The sequence below is a fragment of the Parabacteroides caeci genome, assembly GCF_023656795.1.
Classification (GTDB): Bacteria; Bacteroidota; Bacteroidia; order Bacteroidales; family Tannerellaceae; genus Parabacteroides; species Parabacteroides segnis.
In genome coordinates this window covers 52,108-73,205 of the sequence record NZ_JAMOKT010000033.1, presented here as the reverse complement: position 1 = coordinate 73,205, position 21,098 = coordinate 52,108, and the positions used below count along the sequence as shown (strand labels likewise).

Here is a 21,098-nt window from a genome sequence, read left to right as displayed (position 1 = left end):
TGTTTTATTTGTCCAAACGGGCTATGGGGCGGAATAAATTCCACCGTTAACTCCTCGTTTCCTCCTGGCTCAAAACCGGACTGGTCACGCTCATCAGACCGACCGATTTGATAATACTGGCGAAATGTTCACCGCCTGAAAGCAACAACATGATCTTTGCCAGTTGCGCCATACCGAGCGATGTCATGTGATTTCTAAGATACCAGGCCAACAGCCGACAAAATAGAAAATTCGTTATTCCGCCCCTAAGCAGCCCTGTCGCAACAATACGGGAAACCCTCTTTCCATGTTTGGCGATGATGTGCATCACCTCATGCAGTTCCCCTTTTTGAAGCTTTGTCAGGTCTATTCCAAGGCGGGTATACATCTTGCTGATCCTTAAAAGAGTCGCATAAACCGGAAGACGGAAATATGCCCGGATGCTTTTCTGCCCGAACTTTCGGAGCAGCCAGGGCGCCGGAATGTCTATCGCTACCGCATCATCCAGCATTGCCCCGGCCGCATCCGATTCACGAAGTCTGCGTCTCATTTTTATGCTCCTTCTTCCGTTTTGGGTTCACCCAGCTTATACACTTCATACGGACCGTCGTTCACTCCGATCGGCGCCATTGCCTTTGCCGTGATTTCAATCTGGGCGATATCGGTGCGTGTCAGGTTCCATACGAAACGGGCCTTGACCTGGGCACGGGGAATGTCGATACATACGTTGTAAAGGCTAATGACCCTTACAGCCATTTCGACAGTGACCATGTCCTTAGGGGCTACGAACTTCTCGACACTGTAAGTCTTGCCCTCGACGGTGACATCTTCCGTTTTGGTCGTACCCCCGAAAACTTTTTTCAGCGTCTCATTGTCCCATTCCATAAGATTCAGCTTCACCTGTTTCAACCCCGGTTCCGTTAAAACGGATTCTTCAGGGGTGGAACCGTTCTCCTCCGAGTAAAAATCCTGGGCGCTGTCTTCTTCCGTGTTGAATGAAGCTGTCCCTTTCAGCGTATTCCCCAATTGCAGGAGGTTCTCAGCCGAAGGCATTCCCCCTTCGGGATTTACATCCCCGAACATCGCTTTCTTGAGTCCGATGGAACGTGTCTTTTTCTTATCCATTGTTATTTTCTGATTTTGGTTATAAAATATGTCAACGTAAATCCTATTAAAGCACCGGTCAAATAGCATTTGATTTGCATCCAAAATGTAAAGGCATCCGGTCCTTTTTGGCTTTCGTACTGCTCCAGCGTATCACGTATACGCACCAGTGCTTCCTGCTGGCTGTAGACCAGCGCCTGGAGGCTGTCGCAGGAGGCGGAAACCAGAAGCGTCCCGTCTTTTACACCGGCCTTTACGGTTGCCTTGCCTTCTTTCTTCTCATAGACGGCATCCTCGGGGAGCTTACGGAGGCTGTCGATCGGTATCTCCATCCTGGCCAGGCTCGACGGGATTGTCGCGAGCGTGACGGATACCTTTTTGTCCCATTGGAGACTGTCCACCCCTTCTATGGTAGAAGTTTCCTTCGTGCTCCTGCACGAGAATGCGGACAGGGCAGCGATCATAATGGCGACAGACAACAATTTTGTGCAGCACCATTTCCAGAGTGTCTTTAAGTTTCCAAAATTCTTCATGCAGTTCTATCAGTCTTTCGTTTTGTTTTAAAAGTGACTCGTTGTTTGATTCGGCTATTTCCTGCCATACCGCCCGGGTATCTTTTACCAGTTGCGCTTTCTTTAGCTTACGGGTCTGGAAAAACAACAGGACACCCCAAATCCAGCCACTGGCGCTAAATACCGTTTGCAGTATGTCCAGGAAATGGTCCATCGGGAAAACCTCCTTCCTTTATGAAAAGTACAGTTCCGCTTCCCGACGGCGACGGCGCATCAATCCCGACAGGGTGACGCCTCCCGCCTTTACCCATCTTAGAAATTCGCCCCGGATATTGGGATTGCCAGGATTCGCCTTCACGCATTTAAGCAGCGTGGAGGAAAGGAATTTCTTTCCCCCCAGATTGAAAACGAATGAGGCAAGCGCATCGAACTGGCTCTGGTTTACCCCCGGACATTCGCGGTTTATGACCGCTTCCACGTCTTCAAGGTCCTTATCGAGGAAATACTCGGCACGCCTTTTATCGATCCGGTCGCCTTCCTTTACGCCTGCCGTATGCCCGTAACCGATAGTCAGGACTCCGGCGGGGCAACGATAAGCCTCCAGGCGCAGCGATTCAAATTCCCGGATCAGGGCTTTTCCTTTCTCCGAAGTCTTCACGCCTTAGCGCCTCCTGCCGCTTTGAACCAATTCTTGCCGTCATATCCGACAGTCACAGTTTTGCCCGCTTCTATGTCAAATGTTCCGATAGTGATTACATTTTCCTTTTCCGTGGCCTTATTGGCAATGCACAAGCGAGCGCCCAGAATAACGCCGCCGCCGGTAATGCTGTAGGTTGCGGCTGCTTCCGGCGTGATCTCGATCTGTCCGGACGGGCTTTTAAGCGTAATGGTCGTACCGCTAAGTTCCGCATCTTCCACCTCCCTGGAATCCAGCAGGACGACTTCTTCACCCCAGGCGATATTCGTGTCCGCCTTCATCAGCATTTTAAAGAAATACTTTTCACCGGCATTCGTCACTTTATCGATCTGGATCACGTCCATGTCGTCCACAAGGTTGACGGCGGCCCAGAGGTTCGTATCGTAATCCATTCCACAGACGGTGGCCACGATGAGACCTTCCGGCCATGAAGAGAGCGGAACGATACGGATGCCCTTGTAGCGCTCAACGTTCATGTCCGTATAGTTGGCCCCCTTGTTGGGCTGCTGGGTCAATTCTTCGTCATACTGGTCGAAATCCGTTACGCTCATCAGGATTCTAAGTCCCGGATTGCTTCTCATGGTGGTCGGAATAGAGTCCTTCACGGCTTTCAATTTTTTCAGCATGGACGTTTCACCGGAAACCACATAGATGACGTCCTTGTCGCTTAACATACGGGTGACGATGCCGTTAAAGAGGTGGTCGTCGTCATCGCCCAGTACGCCATTGATGAAGTGGAATCCCAGTTCGAATTTTACCTGTTTGGACATTTCACGCAGCAACGCGTTTTGTCCCTCTGCCGGAAGCTCCGAAAACACAAGATTCCCTTTCGGTTGCCATTTGCGCCAGATATTTTCAAAGGAACGGGGATTGAACTCCGTGTATGCCATGAAGTCCACCGGGGTCAAGGCACGTTCGTCATACGTGAAATCCCCCTTGCTGTCCTGGCTGGTTGGCATTTCCTTGCGCTTTTGAAGCATCTTTCCCGTCTTCATGCGGGGAAGGAAATACGCTTTTTCCACACCCGGTTCCATGTGGATCAGTCCCTTTTCTACTAATTCGTTGCTTGTTGCGGCCCGGGTAAGAAGCATTTCCAGCACTTCACCCGCATAGTTGGTATTGGTTACTTTAATCATCGTTTTGTTAAGATTTTAAGTTGTCTTTGATTTGTTTCATTCTGTTTTCCCATGCGGAGGTTTCCTCCTCACGGGTAGTCTGGATATCGTCCAGCACACGGCGGGACGGTTTCAGGGATTTAAGCACCGCCTCCGCATTTTCCGGATCGGATACTAAAAGGTCCTGGTACATCTTTCTCTGGTTCTCACGGATACGGCCGTCCTTTACGGCTGCGTCGACCAGGGCGTTCCTTTTGGCTTCGGCTTCTTTTTCTTCCTTGTCCTTATACGTTTGGAGGGAACTCTGAAGCTCGGTGATTTGGGCTGTCAAGCCGGATACGCGTCCGGCTTCCGTTTCCAGGTGTCCGATGTGCCGGAGCATTTCTTCGTCACTTGCCAGATTGGCGAATGACGGTCTCTTTCTTAATTCGTCTGTAAACATTGTATTTGGGTTTGGTTTTAAACGGTTTTGGAAAACATGGTATATTTCTTCAGGGGAAGAGGCCTCTTCGACAGGTTCCGTATCGTATATGCCATCGATCAAGCCTTCCTTTAAGGCTTCTTCCGCCGTGAACCAATGGTCCTTCCCGTCAAAAAAAGAAGATTTGATCTCTTCCCGGTCCTTCCCTGATTTTGCGGAATAGATATCGGCCAGGGTCTCTTCCAGGGATTCCAGTTCGTTTATGCAACGTTTATGGTCCTCCTTGTTCCCGTAACATCCGCCCGATACGCTGTGTACCACCAGGCGGGCGTAACGGCTCGCATATACCGGCTTTCCGCAGGAAGCTATCACGCTGGCTATGCTGGCTGCCACGCCATCTATATATAATGTAATATTCGAGCCACTGTTTCGAAGCGCGTTGAATATGGCAAGTCCGGCAAATACGTCACCGCCCATGGAGTTGATCCGGATATCCACCTTTTTATAAAGGGATGTCAGTTCCATAAGCTCCCTGACTATCTCCGAGCTCCGTATCTCATCCGTGCCGCAGCCAATGTCACCATACAGTAAGATACAGGCCGTACCGTCCTCGGAAGCTATCATGTTGAAAAATTGCTTTGCCATTTGCGTCATGTTTTGGTGCAAATTTCCGGGCAAAAAACCACCCCTGCAAATCGGTTTTTTATCATGCCGCTCCCGCACGGGTATCATGCCGCCACACCGCCGTATCATGCGGATAAAAGTTGCCGGAGTCTTATATAAAGTCGAATTTTGAGGAAAATTTCATAACCAAAATCAACATTGAAAATGACAGATTTAACCAATCAACAGAAAAGGGAATGGGCTAAAGTCCTGTATATCCGGGAAGATTTAACCCAGGCGGAGATTGCCGAAAAGGTCGGGGTCAGTCGCCGTACGATCATATCCTGGTGCGATAAGGGGAAGTGGGCCGAGTTGAAAGTCGGCATGACCATGACCCGTGAACAGCAGATCAACAACCTGCACCGGCAAATCGCGGAAATTAACCAGGTTATTTCTGCCAAACCGGAAGGGAAACGGTTCGCAGACGCATCAGAGGCCGCCACTATTCAGAAACTTTCCCAGGCCGTTGACCGGCTGGAAAAGGACGCCGGCCTCAAAGACCTGATTTCGTCGGGAATGCGGTTCCTTTCATGGTTAAGGAGCGAAGATATCGAAAAGGCCAAGGAGTTCGGCGTATTATGGGACACGTTCATTAAAACCACGCTATGAAGACGGAAGACAGAGAAGCGTTACGCAGGTGGGAAAATTATTTTGAGTCCTTGATGGCGGATGTACCCGTCATCCATAAGAACCGAAAAGAAATGGATGAGCACAGGGCTTACCTGGAAGCGCACGTTTTGGAATGGATCACGTTTTTCTTTCCTGAATATGCAAAATATGAATTTGCCCCTTTTCATATAAAAGCGATCAAGCGGTGCATAAAAAACGATGAATGGTTCGAGGTCCTTTCCTGGGCGCGAAGCCTGGCCAAAAGTACCGTCGTCATGTTTATCGTGCTTTACCTGGTCCTGACCGGACGCAAGCATAATATAATGATGGTCAGCGCCACCCAGGGAGCGGCGGTCCGCCTGCTTGATCCGTACAGGAAAGAACTGGAAAGCAACCCGCGTCTGAGGGCTTATTACGGGGAACAAATCGGAGCAAAATGGACGGATGAAGAATTTATCACCAAATGCGACGTGGCCTTCCGGGCCATCGGCTACGGAAACGCCCCGCGCGGATCGAGAAACAAATCCTACCGTCCGGACATGTTGCTGGTCGACGACTTCGATACCGACGAAGCGTGCAGGAATGCCGAACGTATAAAAGACATGTGGAATTTTTGGGAAAAGGCCGTTTACGGAACCCGGGACCCGGCCGTACCAGTCACCATTATTTTCTGTGGCAACATCATTGCAAAGGATTGCTGTGTCGTCAGGGCCGGCAAGATGGCCGATCATTGGGACATTGTCAATATTCGGGATGAGAAAGGGAACAGTACCTGGCCCCAGAAGAACACGGAAGAAATGATCGATGAAATCCTGGGAAAAATCAGTGCGGCATCCGGGCAAACCGAATATTTCAATAACCCGGTCAGTGAGGGGGAAATATTTAAGGAACTCCATTGGGGGAAGGTTCCGCCCCTTGGACGGTTCAAGTTTCTTGTCGTTTACGGCGACCCGTCACCGGGACAAAGCAAGAAGGGGAAAAGTTCCTATAAAGCCGTTTGGCTGGTCGGTGAGAAAGACGGCATATATTATGTCATCAAGGGATTCCTAAATCGCGGGTTGAACTCCGATTTTATTGACTGGTATTTCTTTCTGGACGATTTTGTCCGTGGAAAAGTATCCGTCTATCATTATATGGAAAACAATTCACTCCAGGACCCGTTCTTCCAGCAGGTTTTCCGTCCCCTTCTTAAAGCAAAGTGCGAAGAAAAAGGCAAACGGATCAATATCCGTCCCGATGAAGAGAAGAAAACGGAAAAAGCCACCCGCATAGAAGCCAACCTGGAGCCGCTCAACCGTGAAGGACGTCTCATCTTCAACCAGGATGAGAAAGAGAATCCGGATATGGTCCGCCTTGCGGAACAGTTCCTCCTGTTCAACCTCCAATTGACATATCCCGCCGACGGGCCGGACTGTATAGAGGGGGCCAAACGTATTATTGACAACAAGTGCCAGGAGCTTCAACCGATGATAAGAATACCGGTAAAGGCTTTCAGAAGTAAAAACAAATACAGATTATGACGCAGTACATTGAACCGAACGACTATGATGCAAGCGTGCACCGGGAAATCATTGACGCAATAACAAGGGAGGACAATTCGATCCTGAACATTTGCGAGGACCGGGCCATAGAGGAAATGAAATCATATATGGCGGGACGTTATGACGTGGACAGGATCTTTGCCGCCAGAGGCGAAGAACGGCATCCGCTGATCCTTATGATGTGCCTGGATATAGCGGTATACCATATTTATTCGCTGGGCAATCCCGCGAAAATGTCTTCTTTGAGGGAAAATCGCTATGAAAGGGCGGTGGAGTGGTTAAAGGGAATACAGAAAGGCAATGTCGTGATAAACGGAGCCCCGACCATCCAAGATGAGAATAAGACGGTATCCTACCTGTTCGGGGGGAACCGGAAACGATGCAACCATTTCTAACGATATATAAACAGCAAACAAAACCGATTCAAATGAAAAAGAAATTAAGACGGAGAACCAAAACCGGAAACATAACCAAACCGATCACATCCGGCGGATTATTTAACCAGCCCGCAGGCGGGAATACGCTCATATTGACCCAGGCCAGACGCTGGCAGATGGACATCAGTCATTACATGAAGGCCGTAACGGAGGCTGAACGGATCGATTTTCCGAACCGTGCCAGGTTATACGATTTGTATGATACCATCCTGCTCGATACTCACCTCTCTTCCGTCCTGGAAAAAAGAAAGTCGGCCGTGTTGTCTTCGCAGATAGAGTTCAGCCGTGACGGTAAGCCGGACAAAGCCATCGGGGAAATGCTTGAATCCCCCTGGTTCCTGGACTTCCTTTCTGACCTGCTCGATACGGCCTGGTGGGGAGGCAGCCTGTTCCAGTTTGGGATAGACGAGGGTGGATGGTTGTCTTACGACCTTATTCCCAGAAAGCATGTGGACCCTATCCGGAAGCTGATCCTTCGGATGCAGACCGATATACACGGGACAGCGTGGGATGAATACGACAACCTCCTTTTTGTCGGCAAACCCCGTGCACTGGGTGAATTGATAAAGGATATCCCCTGGGTTCTGTACAAGCGGGCGGATGTATCCGACTGGGCACAGTTTGCGGAACTCTTCGGACAGCCGATCCGGGAATATACCTATAACGGCAATGACGACCGGGAACGTTACAATCTCATGCAGGACGCACATGAAGCGGGCGGTTCTTCCGTTTATATCCATCCCGACGGGACGGGCCTGAAACTGCTGGAGGCAGGGAATAAGTCCGGTTCCAGTGATTTGTACAAAAACCTGGCGGCTTTTTGCAATTCGGAAATAAGCAAACATGTCCTGGGCAACACGCTGACCACCGAAGCCGGGGAAAAAGGGACACAGGCTTTGGGTGAAGTCCATAAAAAAATAGAAGACAAGCTCCTGGCACAAGATAAGCTCTTTGTCCTCAATGTCCTGAATTATCAGATGACCGACATATTCGAATCTTTCGGCATTAACGTGAAAGGTGGCAAATTCTCGTTTGTCATTCCAAAAGATTCCAACCAGACACAGAGAATCGATATCATCACGAAGCTGTCCTCGCTCGGACTGCCGATCAGCCATGACCAGTTATATGACGAGTTCGGCCTGAACAAACCGGATAACTACAATGAGATCACCGCCGAAAGAGAAAAAGAAGATGTGAAAATACGCCTGAAGGAACAAGGAACCGGTAAAAAGGAAGAAACGAAAGGGACGGAACAAAATAGCGGAAACGTAAATTCCACCCCCCAAAGGACGGTTAAAGGGAAAATGATACGGACCTTCTTTAAAAATCTGACATCCCGTTTTTTCGGAAAAGCCCCCAAAAACAAGGGGGCTTTAGGATGGTAATGAACGGACTGTATGCCGACACCCTGGAAGAAGGTTTCGTCTTTGACGGGAAAGTTTTGCAAAAGGCGATCCGAAAGATATACGGAAAAGATTTTAACACGCTCACGGATATAGAAAGAGGCTTGTGGAATGAGTTCTGGAAGGCCTTTAACGAGGCGACGGATACCGGGTTCCATAAGCAAAGCCCCTTTCAGGACGATTACGCATTCTATCGGGAACTACGTTATAATAATGCCGTCTTTGCAGCGTTCAAGGCGCATCGCTTTCAAAACGACATCGCATCCCAGCTTCTGGATGAAGACGGGCAGCTGAAACCTTTCGACATTTTTAAACGGGACGTGGAAAAGTTCGTCTCCCCGCTTCATCTTGAATCATGGTTGCAGACGGAATACGCCACGGCCGTGATCCGTGCGCACCAGGCAAGCGACTGGAGACGCTTCGAACGGGATAAGGATGTACTTCCCCGCTTGCGCTGGGTGGAAAGTACAAGCGTACATCCCGGAGAGGACCACCGTGTGTTTTGGGGTATAATCCGTTCGATAGACGATCCTTTCTGGTCGGCACATCGTCCAGGAGACAGGTGGAATTGCAAATGCAGCCTGGAAGCGACGGACGAGGCGGAAACGGATATCCCTGATACCGGAAATCTATATGCCCCGGCTCCCGGACTGGATAATAACCCCGGAAGGGACGCAAAACTTTTTAGCGATACCCATCCGTATATACAAAATGCCTATAAGGGAGCGAAAGAAGCCGTAAGGAAATTCATATCCAGGGAAACACTCGGCCAAGGAAGGAACTTAAAGGAAGATGTAAAAAGGCAACGCCAGGAGATAAAATCGTGGGCTGTCGGGAACCTGGTCGGAAAGACGGTCATGGCTCCCGGATTGAGGGCTCCCGTTTCCTTTACGGTCGGAGGAATAAAAGAAGCTTTGAACCAGCCGCACAAGTCACCGATGGAAAAGAACGAAGCTGTAAGGAATATTGAAAGCCTCTTAAAAAGTGGACGTTATGCCAAATATGCCTCCGATGAAAAAGGGAATCCGATGGTGAAGGGATACCATTACGTGGAGATAGATATCGATGGTGAACCTTCTTTTGCTGTGATAAGGGAAATGACAGGCGGGGAACTCGTGTTCTATTCCATTGTGGAAAACATAAAAAAGAAAGAGTAACCAAAGCCTTTAGTGAAGGATGTGCAATCCAACCCAGTACAATAGGATACTCTTTCTTCTTTGCTGGCAAAGATACATATTTTATTATAAACCAAAAGCAAACATGAGTGACTTTAACAGATTGATCGGTAAATTGGAAAAGCAGAAGGCTTCTTTTCAAAAACTGCTTGACGTGACCCTGCCCAAAAAAGTCGGGAATGCGGCCGTCAACCACTTCAGGAAGAATTTCCGTGACGGCGGGTGGAATGACAACAGTTTGAAAAAATGGAAAAAGACACGGCGTGAAGAAATAAGTTCCGCCAGGGCCGAATACCGTTACGGCCCTTTGCTCAGTCGCCAGGACCATCTTATGAAAAGTATCCATTTTACCCCTGAAAGCCGGAAAGTGATTGTTTCCACGGATGTCAAATATGCCCCTTATCATAACAATGGGGCAGAAATAAGAGTGACTCCCAAAATGAGAAAGTTCGCCTGGGCCAAATTCTTTTCCGAGGCGAAGATCGCCAAAGGGGATTCCGCCAAGGTCAGGAAGCAGAAAGCGGCAAAGGCGGGTGAAGAGGCGGAAGTATGGAAAAGGCTGGCCCTGACAAAGAAAAGCCGCCTTCGTATTCCAAAGCGCCGGTTCATGGGCCATTCCACAGAACTGGATGAAAAGGTAAAGAATATCGTGGAAGAGGAAACACGAAAGGTTTTAAACTCATAACATATCAAACGAACTATGGAAGATTTATTCAATGAAATTCAGACGGCCATAGCTGAAAACATGCCATCCGTCAGCCTGGTCGATGAAGACTACGGGCAGTTGCAAACCGAAGAGGACCATTATCCGGTAACATTCCCCGCCGTCCTGATAAACATGGAAGGAGTCGCCTGGGAGACCATAACGGACGAATACCAGCGGGGAACCTTCACCATCACGATAAAACTCTGCCTGGATTGTTACGACGATACACATTATACAAGCGGGGTGGCGGGTAAAGCCTCAGAGCGGATCGCAATGTTCAAGAAGCTGCATTCCGTCATCCGGCAGATAGAACCGGCCAACGCCACCACCCTTGAAAGGATATCGTCAAGATGGTACAGCCTGCCTGGCATAATAAAGGTGTATGAAAGCACTTATGAATGTATCGTGGATGAAGAACCGGCTTAACGGAACAGGCTTAGCTGTCTTTCCGTAATGCGGGGCATACGGCGGTGTGGCGGCTGAGGAACCGGCACACCGTCTTTTTCATGCCGGTTTCCGGCCTCCCGGATTATGGACAGTATTCTTTCCTCCGACAGAAAAAATTCCTCCTCCGACAGGATTTTAAGGACATCATCGAAACGGCGGCGGCGAACTTCCGTCCAATAGTAATAACGCCGGATCAAAGCCTCGTTCCTCTTTTTTATCAAATTCTTATTCCTACCCTTAGACATGTTCCTTTTGTCTGTTTATATGACAAAATTACGGTCATACTCAATACGATGCAACTTATGGATATAAAAAAGCCTGTTTCGGGAAAAGATTTTTCTTCTTGATCCCAAACAGGCTTTTAATCATATTCAAATAACGTTCTATATTTTACATGTGGAATAGGAAAGACTTGACATTTCCGGCATTCACATCGTTCGCCCTTTGGAAAAATGGGGATCGTTCACAAACTTGTTTTACCAAATCACATACTGGAACCATATCCCGACCGGAATAATCCTGGCGGTGGCAGGCATCGGCAAGAATCCGAGCGTCAAACAAACCGACTTTACAGGCTTCAACGACTACAATCATTTTAAAAGTGTCCTTCTCGCAAATATCGCTCCAGAAAACATATATGTCCGTTCCATATATATGGTAGGTATCTAGGAACATAAAAATTTGAAACAAGGCTTCTCCTTGATGATCTTTGAATGTATTTGTTATTACCTGGTAAAAGGAACACAATGCTTCCAAAGCGCCGGGATTGCCTCCGGCAAGTTTGACCGTGATTGTTCTAAGATCGTCCTGAAGGGAAATTTTTACATCGTTCATATTTCATTTGTATTTTATTTATATTCAATTTATTTGCCAAATCCTGCTCCAAAGAAGGAGAAGAAATCCAGTGTGTATTCCCGGATACTTTTTATATACAGGCTGTTGAATGCCTCCTTGTATTTCCGTTCCAGGTACTTTTCAAGATTCAATTTTGCAAACAACTCATTCATTTGCCTTTTGACTAATATTCTACCGGGGATACTTATCGGACCACCGACAGTTTTTACTGTTACTTCGTATTCGATAAAATAAGTTTTGTCCATATCATTGTCTTTTTTTGTTTTAATTTGGCCGGATTCCATTTCTTGCCTATACTGAAATCTTCTATACGATATCCATGGAACCGGAGCCAGTATTTTAACCAACCTGCCTTTTTCATTATTTTTTAATTTTGATACCAATAAGACTTTACACTTTCAGCAACATCTCTCATTTCAGACCAGGCACATTCGGTATTAAAACTAAGGATATATCCTAAAGCCTTAATGACAGAACCTGTTAACAGGAATAATCCTGCCAGACAAAACACAGGCAAAATGAAGATAAACGCTACTATAGCCGCTATTTTGTTTTTATCCATGATCTTCGCTTAATCAATTATCAAAATTTCTCTATATGAAATGTATATCTCCTGTGATACCGTATTTTCATCATGACACCAGCACAAATACCATTTACGATTTCCACAAGAGTCATACTGAGCCTTCCACATTTTACCATTATACTTGCCGGTCGGTTCCGAACCGGTATAATCCGGCAGCATCTCAAAATCCCGTCTATACATCACGGCATATTTGTCATCAAGAACCAGATTGTTTCTGTCCGGTTGTTTCCATACTTGTCCCCAGGGATGCGTCATCGGCGGGATAACGTTCTCATCCAATACAACTTTCTGCATTTCCATTTTTTTGCTCTGTTACTTTAACCAGTTGAATCCCATAATCGGAACCTTTCTTTACCCAGGTGAAAGAACCTTTTATCCGGCCTCTAACCATTCCTTTTACAATATCTTCGATATCACTCATAAATACCCGGTAATGGAATTTATGGGAAAAGAAATCTTTATTCTTATCCTTAAATGGGACAAGAAGCATGACCGCAGAAGAACGGCCCCTTTCATAGCCTGAGATATACAGGTCGGCCTCAAAAATATAATTCTCCCTTTCTTCATCGTAACGGTCTCCGTCCCATCGGCAGGGGACTCCTTTATAAAAGTGCATTTTCCAGCTTTGCTTCCTCATATTAATAAGCTATTTTTTATCTGTTAGAACTAAAACAATGACAATTGATCGCCTTTTTCCCGTACGATCTCCAGATGATAAGTTGAATTTTCAATATCAATCAACGTTTCTTCATCGATCCCGTTAAAGATAAAATCTCTCATCTCCATTTGCGGGTACGGGCATTTAATCAAATCTGCCCTGATATGGGCGTGGGGTCTGCGGGGAACTTCCGGTTTACCGTTTACGAAGCAGTTAGGATTGGGACATGTGCAGTCATGTATAATCGATGTGACTTGGTATATTCGGCCTTCATAACATGTATGCCCGGCCCAATGTACCTTAAACTTGTCTCCTTTGCGTATCATTTTCTATTTCGTAATACGATTGTCGTTTTATTGATCCGGACAGGGATCAGCCTCTTTTCCCGCCACATCTGTCTTTGGATGATGTCATCCAAAGACGATACGTTTTTTGCCGTGTCCGGCTTTATCTGCCGGGAAATACGTTTTGCCGTCATATTTATAGCGAGTTAAATTCATTTTGCAACGTATCGATCAGTTCCTGGACACGTGAGATGTACATATCACTAAGTTCATGAGGCTTCACAAACTCCGTGACTTCGAAGAAACTGCTACGGGAATCTATCATTCCTACTCCTGCTTTTGGGTGTTCCTCCATCCGTTTCTTCAATGCCTTTAACTGAGATATCCGACCGAGAATAATACCGGCCTTTTCATAACCTTCTATTGTCATACCGCTTTTTTAATTTGTTCACCACACTTAAACATATATAAATCCAACCCGCCGTTATCGACGATATAATAGTCCGGCTTTACCAGGGAACACCAGTAATCAACCGGAAGGAGACGTTCATTCCCGAATGATGGTTCCCGGTATCCGGATGTCGGTACATAATGGGCCTGGAAGGACACATAAGAATCTTCATAGGTTGATAAGATGCGGGTGATGTCCGGATCGGAAAAATGTTCCAGTACTCCATGTGTGACAACCATCGTCCCGGGTTCAAAGAATTTCTTTTCCAGAATATTTTCCCTGGTATAAAACCGGGGAACTTTTTCAAGGTATCTACCTGAATACATAAATCGGGTGTTATCCCTGCATAAATCCAACATTTCTGAATCCAGGTCTGCAAATATGATCTTAGTTACGTCACCTGTATTTCCATATCTTTCCTCTCCGGTCATTTCTTTAGCCAGCTTAGGGTAAAACTGTGACAGGTTCTTCACTACGCATCCAATACCACAACCTTCTTCCTTTAACACGACTGCATCTAACATCGGATCACTGAGCCTTTTAATGTTCAATATTATTTCTGTCAAAAAACGGGCGTATTTCTTGCGGAAATACTCATCGTATTCTCGTTTCGTACCCGGTCCCGATAAAAATCCGGCCAGGATAAGATTTTTGCTTTCTCCATGTTCTTTCTATTTAATCGTAATCCGGAGCCCATTCGACTGTTATGATTGCCTTTACTTTTCCGGTTCCGTCACACTGGGCACATTCCGTATAATGGTCGTCATTATGACCTCTTCCGTCCTTGAAACCGCCTGTCCCGTGACAGGTAGGGCATTCGAGGTTTCTGACCGCTTTTTTTCCACGAGCCGTTTATTGGCTGGCGGGGTTATATCCAGGGTATGTTTTAACTCACTCATTGGGGTATGTTTTAATGCTACAAATTCACTATTGATCCAAACTAAGCCTTTCATGTCTTCGATTGCAATGCAGCGATCCTTGAAGTCGACAGAGACGACTTCTTCCAGCAGGTTTCCGATGGCGATCCGCATACCGGACCGCCATCTTATGGAGTAAAATTCACTTGCTGTCATTGTTTTCTGGGGGATTCTCCGTTTTATCCTGTTGACCGGCTTCCCCGTTAAAAGGGAAAACATCCATGATCTGGGTTTCACTGGCTTCTATAAGTCTGTAATCAGCCAGTGTTTTTTTCATGCCTTCCTCAAAAATGGAAATGGCATCTTTCAAAGAAGAAGCCTGTACCAGCATGCGGGCAAGAGTCCTTTTTTCCGCTCCGCTCTTTTCGTCCAGGGTTATGAAATAAATACGGACCTTATAAAAGCGATCACCGTTTTCATTGAAGAAAAGCTCACTGTAATGTGCTCGTTTGATATCCGCAACGGTAAATTCCCCGGATATAAAAGGACGAATCTCTTCTACGATTCTGGCTTCTGCCTCGGTAAATGACAAGGCATCCACCAGGTAGGGTTCCGTTACTTTCTTCTGTAGTCCGTTCTCCAGTACCTTTTCATAGGAGATACGGCATGTAAACCAACTGTGCATAATGTTATTCTTTAAATAATGTAGGTTCTTTGCTTTCTTTCTGATATTCCAATAGACACAGGTCTATTAGCTGAGTTTCCCAGTTTATGGGGCGTTTCTTGTACATGTTCCGGAGCAAGTCCCGGCATTTGTCAATCGGTAAGCCTGTATCCAGCTTGGCAACATAAAGGTTTATGTCCTTCAGGTAGATGCGTTTTACATCTATCACCTTTGCGTTACCTTTCCATATCCCTTTCAGGTAGATTTGCTTTATGGCTCCCACACAATATTTTTGCGGGTTATGCAGCCTCATAATCGTAAAAGTGCTACAATTCAGCTTACCGTTCCAGTTCTCGGTAAATTCCAGTCTCTCATCCATAACCTTGTAATATTTCCCGTTTTGCTGCTTACAGTAAAAGCAATACAGAGCATGTTTGCTTGTTGTCCTGGGGACCCAGCTCACCGAATACTGAAAGCCGCATGGGCAGACATATATCCAGTGTCCCCGGGTCAGTGTCACGGATTTGACTTTTATAAGCGGTTGAACGACGGTTCCAGTCTCACCCATACGCCGAGATCGTTTTTCTCGTAGAAGTAGAAGTTCGTGGAAGAGGCTTCGACCAAATGGGATTCTTTGAATAGGCTCATAATGGAACTGTATTCCGGGTTATTGAAACGTTCTTCCAATTCATACAGCTTACTGACGGATTTATAGTCGAGATCGCCGTATTTGTTACGCTCCAAAAGTGTCATTGCTAATTGATACATCGGATCGTTCGTCCCGTCTTTCTTTTCCTTGATCCAACTTTGCAGGAACTCGATCAGGCGACTGGCGGCTACATCGGCACGTTCATCGAATTTCTTGATCTTGCATGTTTTCACCTCGATCCGGAAATTGCCTTCCTGCACGGTGTAATTCATTTGGCCGGGATTACGAAGCTGGCCGTATTCTGCGAGCGTATCACGGAACGCCCCCAGTTCATCCACGCAAAACTTATGAAGTCCCTTGACTTCCTCACATACTGCCCGGACCTTGTTTTCAACCCGTTGCACCAATTCGGCACGAATACCCTCATAGGCTTCACGGTTTTTCAGTGCCGTCTGATGTTCTTCTTCTCTCTTTTTTGCCAGCAACTCTTTCAGTTCCTTGCTTGACAGTTTACTTAAATCTAATGACATGTTACTTTGATATTTATACTGTTAATATTCCATTGATTTTTCTCCGGACAGACGGACGTAATCGACATCTATCCGGTTGAGTTCGTCCAATAGCTCCTGGTTGGTCGGATCGTCAAAAAGCAAGTCGAGTATCCGGTCGCTTTCCCGTTCCAACCGCGACAACTCTTCCCGCTGGGAGGCTGTCGGGATTTTCTTCTCTTGTTTGACACGAGGCATTTTATCAGTTTTCTGTTATGATATAATCCAGTTCCGGGTTCCCGGTAATATCCACGGCGTTCTTGTTCCGCCATTCCGCATATACGGCACGTAAACGACTAAGGGGGATGCCATTGAAATAGGCACAATTCGCGGCCCTGGCTGCGATAGCCTTCGCATATTCGACTTTCGCCGCAGGGCTGGGAAAAACATATTTGCATTTGTCTACATAGGCACAGATCGCCGCAATGACGCGCTTACGCTCCTTATCCAGGGATTGGTCGTAACGTTGCGCCTTCTGCTTACCGGAACCTTTCATGTTCTCTATCATCAGGCTGTATTCACCCGGATATTTAGAGTACATTTCAGAAAGTGAACTCGTTTTACCACTACTGTAATTATAGACCAGTCCTTCTTTTATGACATCTTTGTACTGTTCCTGATAGCCTTTCGTCTGCTTTAACAGTTCCCAAAATAACGCATGGGTAGACCTTTTTTTTCTTGTTTTTGCTGCCATATCCTTAATTGATTTCACGTTCCCCATGAATGAGGGCCGCTTTGTTTTCGTCGATGTCTATCCGGCCTCCTTCACCGTCACCGCCGCGAACCGTGACAAATGCGGAGAGACCTTTTATCTGCACATACACGTTAGAGAGTTTTTTGGCAAGGATACCGGCCGATGTTGCCGGTTCCCCCGCTTCTTCATGATCCAGAAAAACAAAAAGCGTTTCAGGGAATTGACGGAGTAATTCTACAATGGCGTTTCCCTTCAATTCGTCCTTATAGGCGATCAGGTTGTCTATGAAGACGATTTTTTCCGCTTTCCGGTTTTCTTCCAGTTCTTTCCTGAGTTCTTCCATAGGGAGGTAACCCAGCGTATGGAATGCTCTGTTGTCTTCCCGTATGCCGGCTTTTTGAACAGCCCATGTATACGAATATCCATAGCCTTCTTCCGCTGCGATGTACAGGACCTTTTCGATGGAAGACAGATAATTTGCAAGCCGTAGGGCAAAAGACGTTTTCCCGTTTTTCGCATTGCCGTAAATCATCCAGCAGCCTTTCCTTTCACGATTCCCCAGTATCTTTTTCCATTCCCCCGTAAAGGGCATGAATTTGAATTTCTGGCTGTACAAATTGCTTACTGATAATCTGCGAGGCATATCCTTATTCCTCCATTAAGATTAATAATGATTCGGCACGGCGTAAACCTGTTTCGGCCTCCTGACTGTCGGTTGCAAGACAGCGGGTAACGATCCGGTCAATAAGGCTCTTGTTAGCTACGTTTACCGAAAGGACGTCCCGGATCAGTTTCCGGTAAAAATCCAACCGTTCAGACGGGTTGTAAGGGACCACATGGTTATACTTGCTGGAGAAACGGCTGAACAGTTCCTTATAGGATTGCTTCTTTGACTTTCCCTTGCCTTTTTGTAACTTGGTACGAAGACCGTCCGCACCCATCATATACCATCCGCATGTATCCTGTGTACCGTTCCAGAACTCATGTAGAAGCTGGAGCGACGAATAGGACAGGCAACCGGCTTCATCTATAATCACGATCGGACGGGGAAGGATGTTCAAAATATACTTTGTGGACGCTTTGATATCTTCCAGGGTTCCTTCCAGTTCGGCACCGACAGAACGTGCCAGTTCCTTGATAAAGGCACGTTCCTGACGGCATTGGCTGGCATCGACATAAAAACAGTTTTTCAATGTCCGTGACAGGTAACGGGCCGAGTAAGTTTTTCCGATGGCGCATTCATCCACGAACATCATGGATTTGCCGAACTCCTTGCAGAATACGACGTCATCTTCAATCATATTGAACACGTCGGTCCGGGCCATGTTCCATTTGCGTTCGTTAAGTGATACTCCCAGGACCCGGCCCAGTTCCAGCCATTTGGCCGGGGATATCTTTTTCTCCGTTTCACCTTTTTTCAGTGAACTGTAGACCGTTTTGTTTATGCCGTATTTCTTTGCAAAGTTGGCGTCGCTGCCATCGTAACGGTCGCGTGCCTCTGTAAGTGCGGCCAATACTTTCGTTTTAAAATCTTCTGTCAATTCTATCATGGTTGTAATTTTTATTGTCGTTAAAATCTTTCACTAAGTCCTCTCACGTATGACCTTTGAACAGGATTCGAATACCCTTCAAATGCCGTTTCTTCGACCTCTTCCAGGATTTCAGTTTCTTCCTCCGTTTCCGGCGCCTTATAACGGTTCAGTCCGGAAATGGAGAACTTTTTGTTCAGGGTGATATCCCGGTTGTCTATGACCGTGACTTTCTCTATTGCATGGTAACGGCGCTGGCTGTAACCTTCCAGCGTGGCACGGTAACGGGCAAACAGTTCGCGGTTCCGGGCCTGCTGGGGCGTTTCCTCAATTTTTGCACGTGCTGTTTCCGGCTGTCTTACGAGTTCACAAATCACACGTGTCGTATCTTTCAGGCAAGCTACGGCGGCAAGGATATCGCCGTTATTGTCATCCAGCCAGTAGATATCGATGTCCCTTCCGGCAAGGACCTGCATGTGACGGATCAGCCTTTCACCGGTCACCAACTCGCCGCCATCGGCCAGTAGAAAAATATCTTTACGGAACCTGATTTGACCGGCTTTGTTACAACTGCTTGCCGTTTTATACCCAAGGGTGAGCAAAATGGATTTGTAATTGATCGGGCGGTTGTTGTCCGGATTCTGCTTTTCCATAAAGACTTCCCAGCGGGTTTTCCCGGGGTATATGGTGCATTCCATGTTGTTACACGTCTCGATGTCCCGCAAACACTGTTCAACCAGCTTTTCGTAAGGAACGATCTCTTTTTTATCCGTTCCTGCCTGGTTGGCTTCCGAACGGGCAAATGGACGCGCGATCCAGCCGATATGCTGTTTTTCCAACTGGTAACGTATCGGTTTCCAATAGGCTTCGCAACGCTTGCTTCGGGCACTGTTGGACTCGATCCGAACGGTTTGGAACATGCTGCCTTCTTTCAGGAAGCCATCACGATAATCTGCGTTCAGGTTGCTTTCACATTCGATTTCAGCAGGAAGGGGTAGTCCCCACATGGCATAATTCCGGACCATCTGGCGATAAAAATCAAGAATGATCCCTTCCTTGCTGGTCCCGTACACCCAGGTCACGATCGCTTCACTACCCAGGTCGACGCCAAGATAAAACCACATGCGTGAACCCTTTTTATATTCGAAAGGAGGCTGGCGGTCATCGACCGATATGATCGATCCGGCAAAGCGGGGATGAGCCAGCTTTTCGAACGGTACGAACTGCGCCAGGCGTATCTGACGGTTCCCTGTTCGTTTCCGGGATGTGGCCAGCGAACTGTTCCATGAGTTCAGAAACATGGTTATGCTTCTCTGACTTATGCGTTTGAAGTCCTTCGGGTCAAAGATTTCTCCGGTCTCGTTGTTGATTACCTGAACATAGCCTGACAGGAACCCGTCCAACTGGCGGTAAACTTCGGCGGGACTCGGTTTAAAAGATTGATGGGTGAACATACTTTCCAGCAAAAGGCGGGTTTGTTCAGCTGCCTGACCGCGATTATTGTTATCGTAGCCTTTCAACATCGAACTGTAGCCTTCTTTCTCAAACCGTTCGATCTTCCGTTTCAATGATATGTGATTAGAGGGAAGTTTATGCAAGGGAAGTTGTTTCAACGAGCGGAACTCATTGAAGTTATTCACGACTGTGGATAATAACTTGTACGTGTTTTTTAATGGTACATCGCGTTTAATACATTCTTCAGTATGGGCAACACGCCAACGGATGGCCGCCCTCATAACACTGGCATCCAGAACATATTCTTTCTGCCTTTCCGGGTCTATATTTCCGTATTTACTGGGTGATATCTCTGAAAAGAATGTGACTGCTTCTTTGTCCTCCCAGAAAAACAACTCCAGAGAACAATCAACCTTGCGGGGATCACCTAATTGATTACGCCATTCTTCGGGAAGGGTGTCAAAATCAATAAGTATTTTTGTATTTGAACCACCACCTCTCTGAACTCGTCGAATACCAAAAGATTTTCTTGAATCACGGGTAATCTTTTTTTGTAATGCACCCAACGAAGGAAAGAAAGCCGGTATCAGCTCATCTTTCGTAACCACTACCATATTATTCCAAATTTGAGGCATATTCTTATTCATTTTTATTTTTCTATGTTGTTCCCCGGACCAGGATTCGAACCTGGGACACCATAGCGCCGGACTTTGCCGGCGCCGTGCTCTGCCTGACTGAGCTATCCGGGATACCACCCTCGTACCGCGGGCCGCGTACCGATACTAAACCAAAACCAATCTTTACCTAACCACCTTAGATTGTTTATCTTTCGTCTCCGAACGTTCGGTCGAACCACCGGTCGAACTCGGTAACAGCTTCATCCACTTCTTTTTGATACTTGATCGCCAGCAGGCTGAAGACCACAAACGACATAAACATCGCCAGTCCTGCAAAAAAACAGGGATCACCCGTCTCCATTGCCCAAGCCATCAAAATCAGACCGATCAACATGACCGGAAGGCTGGCCACCCATCCATAAAGTATTATCCTGCCTTTCAT

The 21,098-nt window shown here is 46.9% G+C and carries 32 protein-coding genes and 1 tRNA gene; 7 read left to right on the top strand and 26 right to left on the bottom strand.

The genetic code is table 11. From position 1 onward, the window contains the following. Window positions 1–46 precede the first annotated feature (46 nt). From NBH15_RS16580 to NBH15_RS16555, 6 genes are all read right to left on the bottom strand, one after another. On the bottom strand, window positions 47–529 hold the full coding sequence (locus NBH15_RS16580) for a hypothetical protein (RefSeq protein WP_250823114.1): 483 nt from the start codon (window positions 527–529) through the stop codon (window positions 47–49). Between the two features lie 2 nt (window positions 530–531). After that, complete coding sequence (locus NBH15_RS16575) at window positions 532–1,104, bottom strand: phage tail tube protein (RefSeq protein ID WP_250823113.1); 573 nt, start codon at window positions 1,102–1,104, stop codon at window positions 532–534. 2 nt (window positions 1,105–1,106) lie between these two features. Next, window positions 1,107–1,616 carry a hypothetical protein gene (locus NBH15_RS16570; protein ID WP_250823112.1) on the bottom strand — a complete coding sequence of 170 codons (510 nt, stop codon included), beginning with the start codon at window positions 1,614–1,616 and terminating at the stop codon, window positions 1,107–1,109. A 211-nt stretch (window positions 1,617–1,827) separates the two neighbouring features. Next, window positions 1,828–2,253, bottom strand: coding sequence for a lysozyme (locus tag NBH15_RS16565; RefSeq protein ID WP_250823111.1), 426 nt, complete (start codon window positions 2,251–2,253; stop codon window positions 1,828–1,830). Then, complete coding sequence (locus NBH15_RS16560) at window positions 2,250–3,428, bottom strand: hypothetical protein (protein WP_250823110.1); 1,179 nt, start codon at window positions 3,426–3,428, stop codon at window positions 2,250–2,252. Before NBH15_RS16560 ends, NBH15_RS16565 begins: the two co-directional genes overlap by 4 nt. Window positions 3,429–3,435: 7 nt before the next feature. Further along, on the bottom strand, window positions 3,436–4,473 hold the full coding sequence (locus NBH15_RS16555; RefSeq protein ID WP_195584811.1) for a head maturation protease, ClpP-related: 1,038 nt from the start codon (window positions 4,471–4,473) through the stop codon (window positions 3,436–3,438). A 183-nt stretch (window positions 4,474–4,656) separates the two neighbouring features. On the opposite strand from NBH15_RS16555, the gene NBH15_RS16550 reads away from it, so the two are divergent. The 7 genes from NBH15_RS16550 to NBH15_RS16520 all read left to right on the top strand — a co-directional run bounded on the left by NBH15_RS16550 (window position 4,657) and on the right by NBH15_RS16520 (window position 10,788). Continuing rightward, complete coding sequence (locus NBH15_RS16550; protein WP_195584813.1) at window positions 4,657–5,100, top strand: terminase gpP N-terminus-related DNA-binding protein; 444 nt, start codon at window positions 4,657–4,659, stop codon at window positions 5,098–5,100. Then, the gene (locus NBH15_RS16545) at window positions 5,097–6,620 is read left to right on the top strand and encodes a hypothetical protein (protein ID WP_250823109.1); all 1,524 of its coding nucleotides are present in this window, start codon (window positions 5,097–5,099) and stop codon (window positions 6,618–6,620) included. The genes NBH15_RS16550 and NBH15_RS16545 overlap by 4 nt, the downstream gene beginning before the upstream one ends. After that, window positions 6,617–7,036 carry a DUF1320 domain-containing protein gene (locus NBH15_RS16540; protein ID WP_250823108.1) on the top strand — a complete coding sequence of 140 codons (420 nt, stop codon included), beginning with the start codon at window positions 6,617–6,619 and terminating at the stop codon, window positions 7,034–7,036. Before NBH15_RS16545 ends, NBH15_RS16540 begins: the two co-directional genes overlap by 4 nt. A 32-nt stretch (window positions 7,037–7,068) precedes the next feature. Beyond that, window positions 7,069–8,463, top strand: coding sequence for a phage portal protein family protein (locus NBH15_RS16535; protein ID WP_250823107.1), 1,395 nt, complete (start codon window positions 7,069–7,071; stop codon window positions 8,461–8,463). Further along, window positions 8,457–9,638 carry an LPD3 domain-containing protein gene (locus tag NBH15_RS16530; protein ID WP_250823106.1) on the top strand — a complete coding sequence of 394 codons (1,182 nt, stop codon included), beginning with the start codon at window positions 8,457–8,459 and terminating at the stop codon, window positions 9,636–9,638. Before NBH15_RS16535 ends, NBH15_RS16530 begins: the two co-directional genes overlap by 7 nt. A gap of 103 nt (window positions 9,639–9,741) precedes the next feature. Further along, window positions 9,742–10,341 carry a phage virion morphogenesis family protein gene (locus NBH15_RS16525; protein WP_250823105.1) on the top strand — a complete coding sequence of 200 codons (600 nt, stop codon included), beginning with the start codon at window positions 9,742–9,744 and terminating at the stop codon, window positions 10,339–10,341. Between the two features lie 15 nt (window positions 10,342–10,356). Then, a complete protein-coding gene (locus NBH15_RS16520) occupies window positions 10,357–10,788 on the top strand; it encodes a hypothetical protein (protein WP_250823104.1) in 432 nt (143 codons plus the stop codon). Here the strand turns inward: NBH15_RS16520 and NBH15_RS16515 are convergent. The 20 genes from NBH15_RS16515 to NBH15_RS16420 form a co-directional block, all read right to left on the bottom strand. After that, window positions 10,785–11,054, bottom strand: a complete 270-nt coding sequence (locus NBH15_RS16515; protein WP_250823103.1) for a transposase — start codon at window positions 11,052–11,054, stop codon at window positions 10,785–10,787. The two genes, NBH15_RS16520 and NBH15_RS16515, sit on opposite strands and share 4 nt — an antisense overlap. Before the next feature lie 145 nt (window positions 11,055–11,199). Then, entirely contained in the window at window positions 11,200–11,643 is a 444-nt protein-coding gene (locus NBH15_RS16510) for a hypothetical protein (RefSeq protein ID WP_250823102.1), read from the bottom strand. A gap of 29 nt (window positions 11,644–11,672) precedes the next feature. Beyond that, on the bottom strand, window positions 11,673–11,909 hold the full coding sequence (locus tag NBH15_RS16505) for a hypothetical protein (protein ID WP_250823101.1): 237 nt from the start codon (window positions 11,907–11,909) through the stop codon (window positions 11,673–11,675). A 122-nt stretch (window positions 11,910–12,031) separates the two neighbouring features. After that, on the bottom strand, window positions 12,032–12,226 hold the full coding sequence (locus NBH15_RS16500) for a hypothetical protein (RefSeq protein ID WP_250823100.1): 195 nt from the start codon (window positions 12,224–12,226) through the stop codon (window positions 12,032–12,034). 9 nt (window positions 12,227–12,235) lie between these two features. Next, on the bottom strand, window positions 12,236–12,550 hold the full coding sequence (locus tag NBH15_RS16495; RefSeq protein WP_250823099.1) for a hypothetical protein: 315 nt from the start codon (window positions 12,548–12,550) through the stop codon (window positions 12,236–12,238). Then, complete coding sequence (locus NBH15_RS16490) at window positions 12,522–12,887, bottom strand: hypothetical protein (RefSeq protein ID WP_250823098.1); 366 nt, start codon at window positions 12,885–12,887, stop codon at window positions 12,522–12,524. The genes NBH15_RS16495 and NBH15_RS16490 overlap by 29 nt, the downstream gene beginning before the upstream one ends. 343 nt (window positions 12,888–13,230) lie before the next feature. Beyond that, window positions 13,231–13,386: a hypothetical protein gene (locus NBH15_RS16485; protein ID WP_250823097.1), complete on the bottom strand. Its 156-nt coding sequence runs from the start codon at window positions 13,384–13,386 to the stop codon at window positions 13,231–13,233. Window positions 13,387–13,388: 2 nt separating this feature from the next. Next, window positions 13,389–13,622, bottom strand: coding sequence for a hypothetical protein (locus tag NBH15_RS16480; RefSeq protein ID WP_250823096.1), 234 nt, complete (start codon window positions 13,620–13,622; stop codon window positions 13,389–13,391). Further along, complete coding sequence (locus NBH15_RS16475; protein WP_250823095.1) at window positions 13,619–14,209, bottom strand: class I SAM-dependent methyltransferase; 591 nt, start codon at window positions 14,207–14,209, stop codon at window positions 13,619–13,621. The genes NBH15_RS16480 and NBH15_RS16475 overlap by 4 nt, the downstream gene beginning before the upstream one ends. A gap of 150 nt (window positions 14,210–14,359) precedes the next feature. Next, window positions 14,360–14,716 (bottom strand): hypothetical protein, encoded by a 357-nt coding sequence (locus NBH15_RS16470; protein WP_250823094.1) that lies wholly within the window; start codon window positions 14,714–14,716, stop codon window positions 14,360–14,362. Beyond that, window positions 14,703–15,185 carry a DUF4494 domain-containing protein gene (locus NBH15_RS16465; RefSeq protein ID WP_250823093.1) on the bottom strand — a complete coding sequence of 161 codons (483 nt, stop codon included), beginning with the start codon at window positions 15,183–15,185 and terminating at the stop codon, window positions 14,703–14,705. Before NBH15_RS16465 ends, NBH15_RS16470 begins: the two co-directional genes overlap by 14 nt. 4 nt (window positions 15,186–15,189) lie before the next feature. Continuing rightward, the gene (locus tag NBH15_RS16460) at window positions 15,190–15,543 is read right to left on the bottom strand and encodes a hypothetical protein (protein WP_250823092.1); all 354 of its coding nucleotides are present in this window, start codon (window positions 15,541–15,543) and stop codon (window positions 15,190–15,192) included. Window positions 15,544–15,695: 152 nt separating this feature from the next. Continuing rightward, complete coding sequence (locus tag NBH15_RS16455; RefSeq protein ID WP_195584856.1) at window positions 15,696–16,343, bottom strand: DUF3164 family protein; 648 nt, start codon at window positions 16,341–16,343, stop codon at window positions 15,696–15,698. Between the two features lie 21 nt (window positions 16,344–16,364). Then, window positions 16,365–16,559 carry a hypothetical protein gene (locus NBH15_RS16450; protein WP_250823091.1) on the bottom strand — a complete coding sequence of 65 codons (195 nt, stop codon included), beginning with the start codon at window positions 16,557–16,559 and terminating at the stop codon, window positions 16,365–16,367. A gap of 4 nt (window positions 16,560–16,563) precedes the next feature. Then, complete coding sequence (locus tag NBH15_RS16445; RefSeq protein WP_250823090.1) at window positions 16,564–17,055, bottom strand: hypothetical protein; 492 nt, start codon at window positions 17,053–17,055, stop codon at window positions 16,564–16,566. A 4-nt stretch (window positions 17,056–17,059) separates the two neighbouring features. Further along, complete coding sequence (locus NBH15_RS16440) at window positions 17,060–17,698, bottom strand: hypothetical protein (RefSeq protein ID WP_250823089.1); 639 nt, start codon at window positions 17,696–17,698, stop codon at window positions 17,060–17,062. A 4-nt stretch (window positions 17,699–17,702) separates the two neighbouring features. Beyond that, on the bottom strand, window positions 17,703–18,605 hold the full coding sequence (locus tag NBH15_RS16435) for an AAA family ATPase (RefSeq protein WP_250823088.1): 903 nt from the start codon (window positions 18,603–18,605) through the stop codon (window positions 17,703–17,705). Window positions 18,606–18,625: 20 nt separating this feature from the next. Beyond that, on the bottom strand, window positions 18,626–20,674 hold the full coding sequence (locus NBH15_RS16430) for a hypothetical protein (protein ID WP_250823087.1): 2,049 nt from the start codon (window positions 20,672–20,674) through the stop codon (window positions 18,626–18,628). A 31-nt stretch (window positions 20,675–20,705) separates the two neighbouring features. After that, window positions 20,706–20,788, bottom strand: a tRNA-Cys gene (locus NBH15_RS16425). A gap of 73 nt (window positions 20,789–20,861) precedes the next feature. After that, window positions 20,862–21,098 (bottom strand): hypothetical protein, encoded by a 237-nt coding sequence (locus NBH15_RS16420; protein WP_250823086.1) that lies wholly within the window; start codon window positions 21,096–21,098, stop codon window positions 20,862–20,864.

Coding starts and splice junctions, on each gene's coding strand:
- NBH15_RS16580 (WP_250823114.1), bottom strand. CDS start 529: ATGAGACGCAGACTTCGTGAATCGGATGCGGCCGGGGCAATGCTGGAT.
- NBH15_RS16575 (WP_250823113.1), bottom strand. CDS start 1,104: ATGGATAAGAAAAAGACACGTTCCATCGGACTCAAGAAAGCGATGTTC.
- NBH15_RS16570 (WP_250823112.1), bottom strand. CDS start 1,616: ATGAAGAATTTTGGAAACTTAAAGACACTCTGGAAATGGTGCTGCACA.
- NBH15_RS16560 (WP_250823110.1), bottom strand. CDS start 3,428: ATGATTAAAGTAACCAATACCAACTATGCGGGTGAAGTGCTGGAAATG.
- NBH15_RS16555 (WP_195584811.1), bottom strand. CDS start 4,473: ATGGCAAAGCAATTTTTCAACATGATAGCTTCCGAGGACGGTACGGCC.
- NBH15_RS16550 (WP_195584813.1), top strand. CDS start 4,657: ATGACAGATTTAACCAATCAACAGAAAAGGGAATGGGCTAAAGTCCTG.
- NBH15_RS16545 (WP_250823109.1), top strand. CDS start 5,097: ATGAAGACGGAAGACAGAGAAGCGTTACGCAGGTGGGAAAATTATTTT.
- NBH15_RS16540 (WP_250823108.1), top strand. CDS start 6,617: ATGACGCAGTACATTGAACCGAACGACTATGATGCAAGCGTGCACCGG.
- NBH15_RS16535 (WP_250823107.1), top strand. CDS start 7,069: ATGAAAAAGAAATTAAGACGGAGAACCAAAACCGGAAACATAACCAAA.
- NBH15_RS16530 (WP_250823106.1), top strand. CDS start 8,457: ATGGTAATGAACGGACTGTATGCCGACACCCTGGAAGAAGGTTTCGTC.
- NBH15_RS16525 (WP_250823105.1), top strand. CDS start 9,742: ATGAGTGACTTTAACAGATTGATCGGTAAATTGGAAAAGCAGAAGGCT.
- NBH15_RS16520 (WP_250823104.1), top strand. CDS start 10,357: ATGGAAGATTTATTCAATGAAATTCAGACGGCCATAGCTGAAAACATG.
- NBH15_RS16515 (WP_250823103.1), bottom strand. CDS start 11,054: ATGTCTAAGGGTAGGAATAAGAATTTGATAAAAAAGAGGAACGAGGCT.
- NBH15_RS16510 (WP_250823102.1), bottom strand. CDS start 11,643: ATGAACGATGTAAAAATTTCCCTTCAGGACGATCTTAGAACAATCACG.
- NBH15_RS16505 (WP_250823101.1), bottom strand. CDS start 11,909: ATGGACAAAACTTATTTTATCGAATACGAAGTAACAGTAAAAACTGTC.
- NBH15_RS16500 (WP_250823100.1), bottom strand. CDS start 12,226: ATGGATAAAAACAAAATAGCGGCTATAGTAGCGTTTATCTTCATTTTG.
- NBH15_RS16495 (WP_250823099.1), bottom strand. CDS start 12,550: ATGGAAATGCAGAAAGTTGTATTGGATGAGAACGTTATCCCGCCGATG.
- NBH15_RS16490 (WP_250823098.1), bottom strand. CDS start 12,887: ATGAGGAAGCAAAGCTGGAAAATGCACTTTTATAAAGGAGTCCCCTGC.
- NBH15_RS16485 (WP_250823097.1), bottom strand. CDS start 13,386: ATGACGGCAAAACGTATTTCCCGGCAGATAAAGCCGGACACGGCAAAA.
- NBH15_RS16480 (WP_250823096.1), bottom strand. CDS start 13,622: ATGACAATAGAAGGTTATGAAAAGGCCGGTATTATTCTCGGTCGGATA.
- NBH15_RS16470 (WP_250823094.1), bottom strand. CDS start 14,716: ATGACAGCAAGTGAATTTTACTCCATAAGATGGCGGTCCGGTATGCGG.
- NBH15_RS16465 (WP_250823093.1), bottom strand. CDS start 15,185: ATGCACAGTTGGTTTACATGCCGTATCTCCTATGAAAAGGTACTGGAG.
- NBH15_RS16460 (WP_250823092.1), bottom strand. CDS start 15,543: ATGGATGAGAGACTGGAATTTACCGAGAACTGGAACGGTAAGCTGAAT.
- NBH15_RS16455 (WP_195584856.1), bottom strand. CDS start 16,343: ATGTCATTAGATTTAAGTAAACTGTCAAGCAAGGAACTGAAAGAGTTG.
- NBH15_RS16450 (WP_250823091.1), bottom strand. CDS start 16,559: ATGCCTCGTGTCAAACAAGAGAAGAAAATCCCGACAGCCTCCCAGCGG.
- NBH15_RS16445 (WP_250823090.1), bottom strand. CDS start 17,055: ATGGCAGCAAAAACAAGAAAAAAAAGGTCTACCCATGCGTTATTTTGG.
- NBH15_RS16440 (WP_250823089.1), bottom strand. CDS start 17,698: ATGCCTCGCAGATTATCAGTAAGCAATTTGTACAGCCAGAAATTCAAA.
- NBH15_RS16435 (WP_250823088.1), bottom strand. CDS start 18,605: ATGATAGAATTGACAGAAGATTTTAAAACGAAAGTATTGGCCGCACTT.
- NBH15_RS16430 (WP_250823087.1), bottom strand. CDS start 20,674: ATGCCTCAAATTTGGAATAATATGGTAGTGGTTACGAAAGATGAGCTG.
- NBH15_RS16420 (WP_250823086.1), bottom strand. CDS start 21,098: ATGAAAGGCAGGATAATACTTTATGGATGGGTGGCCAGCCTTCCGGTC.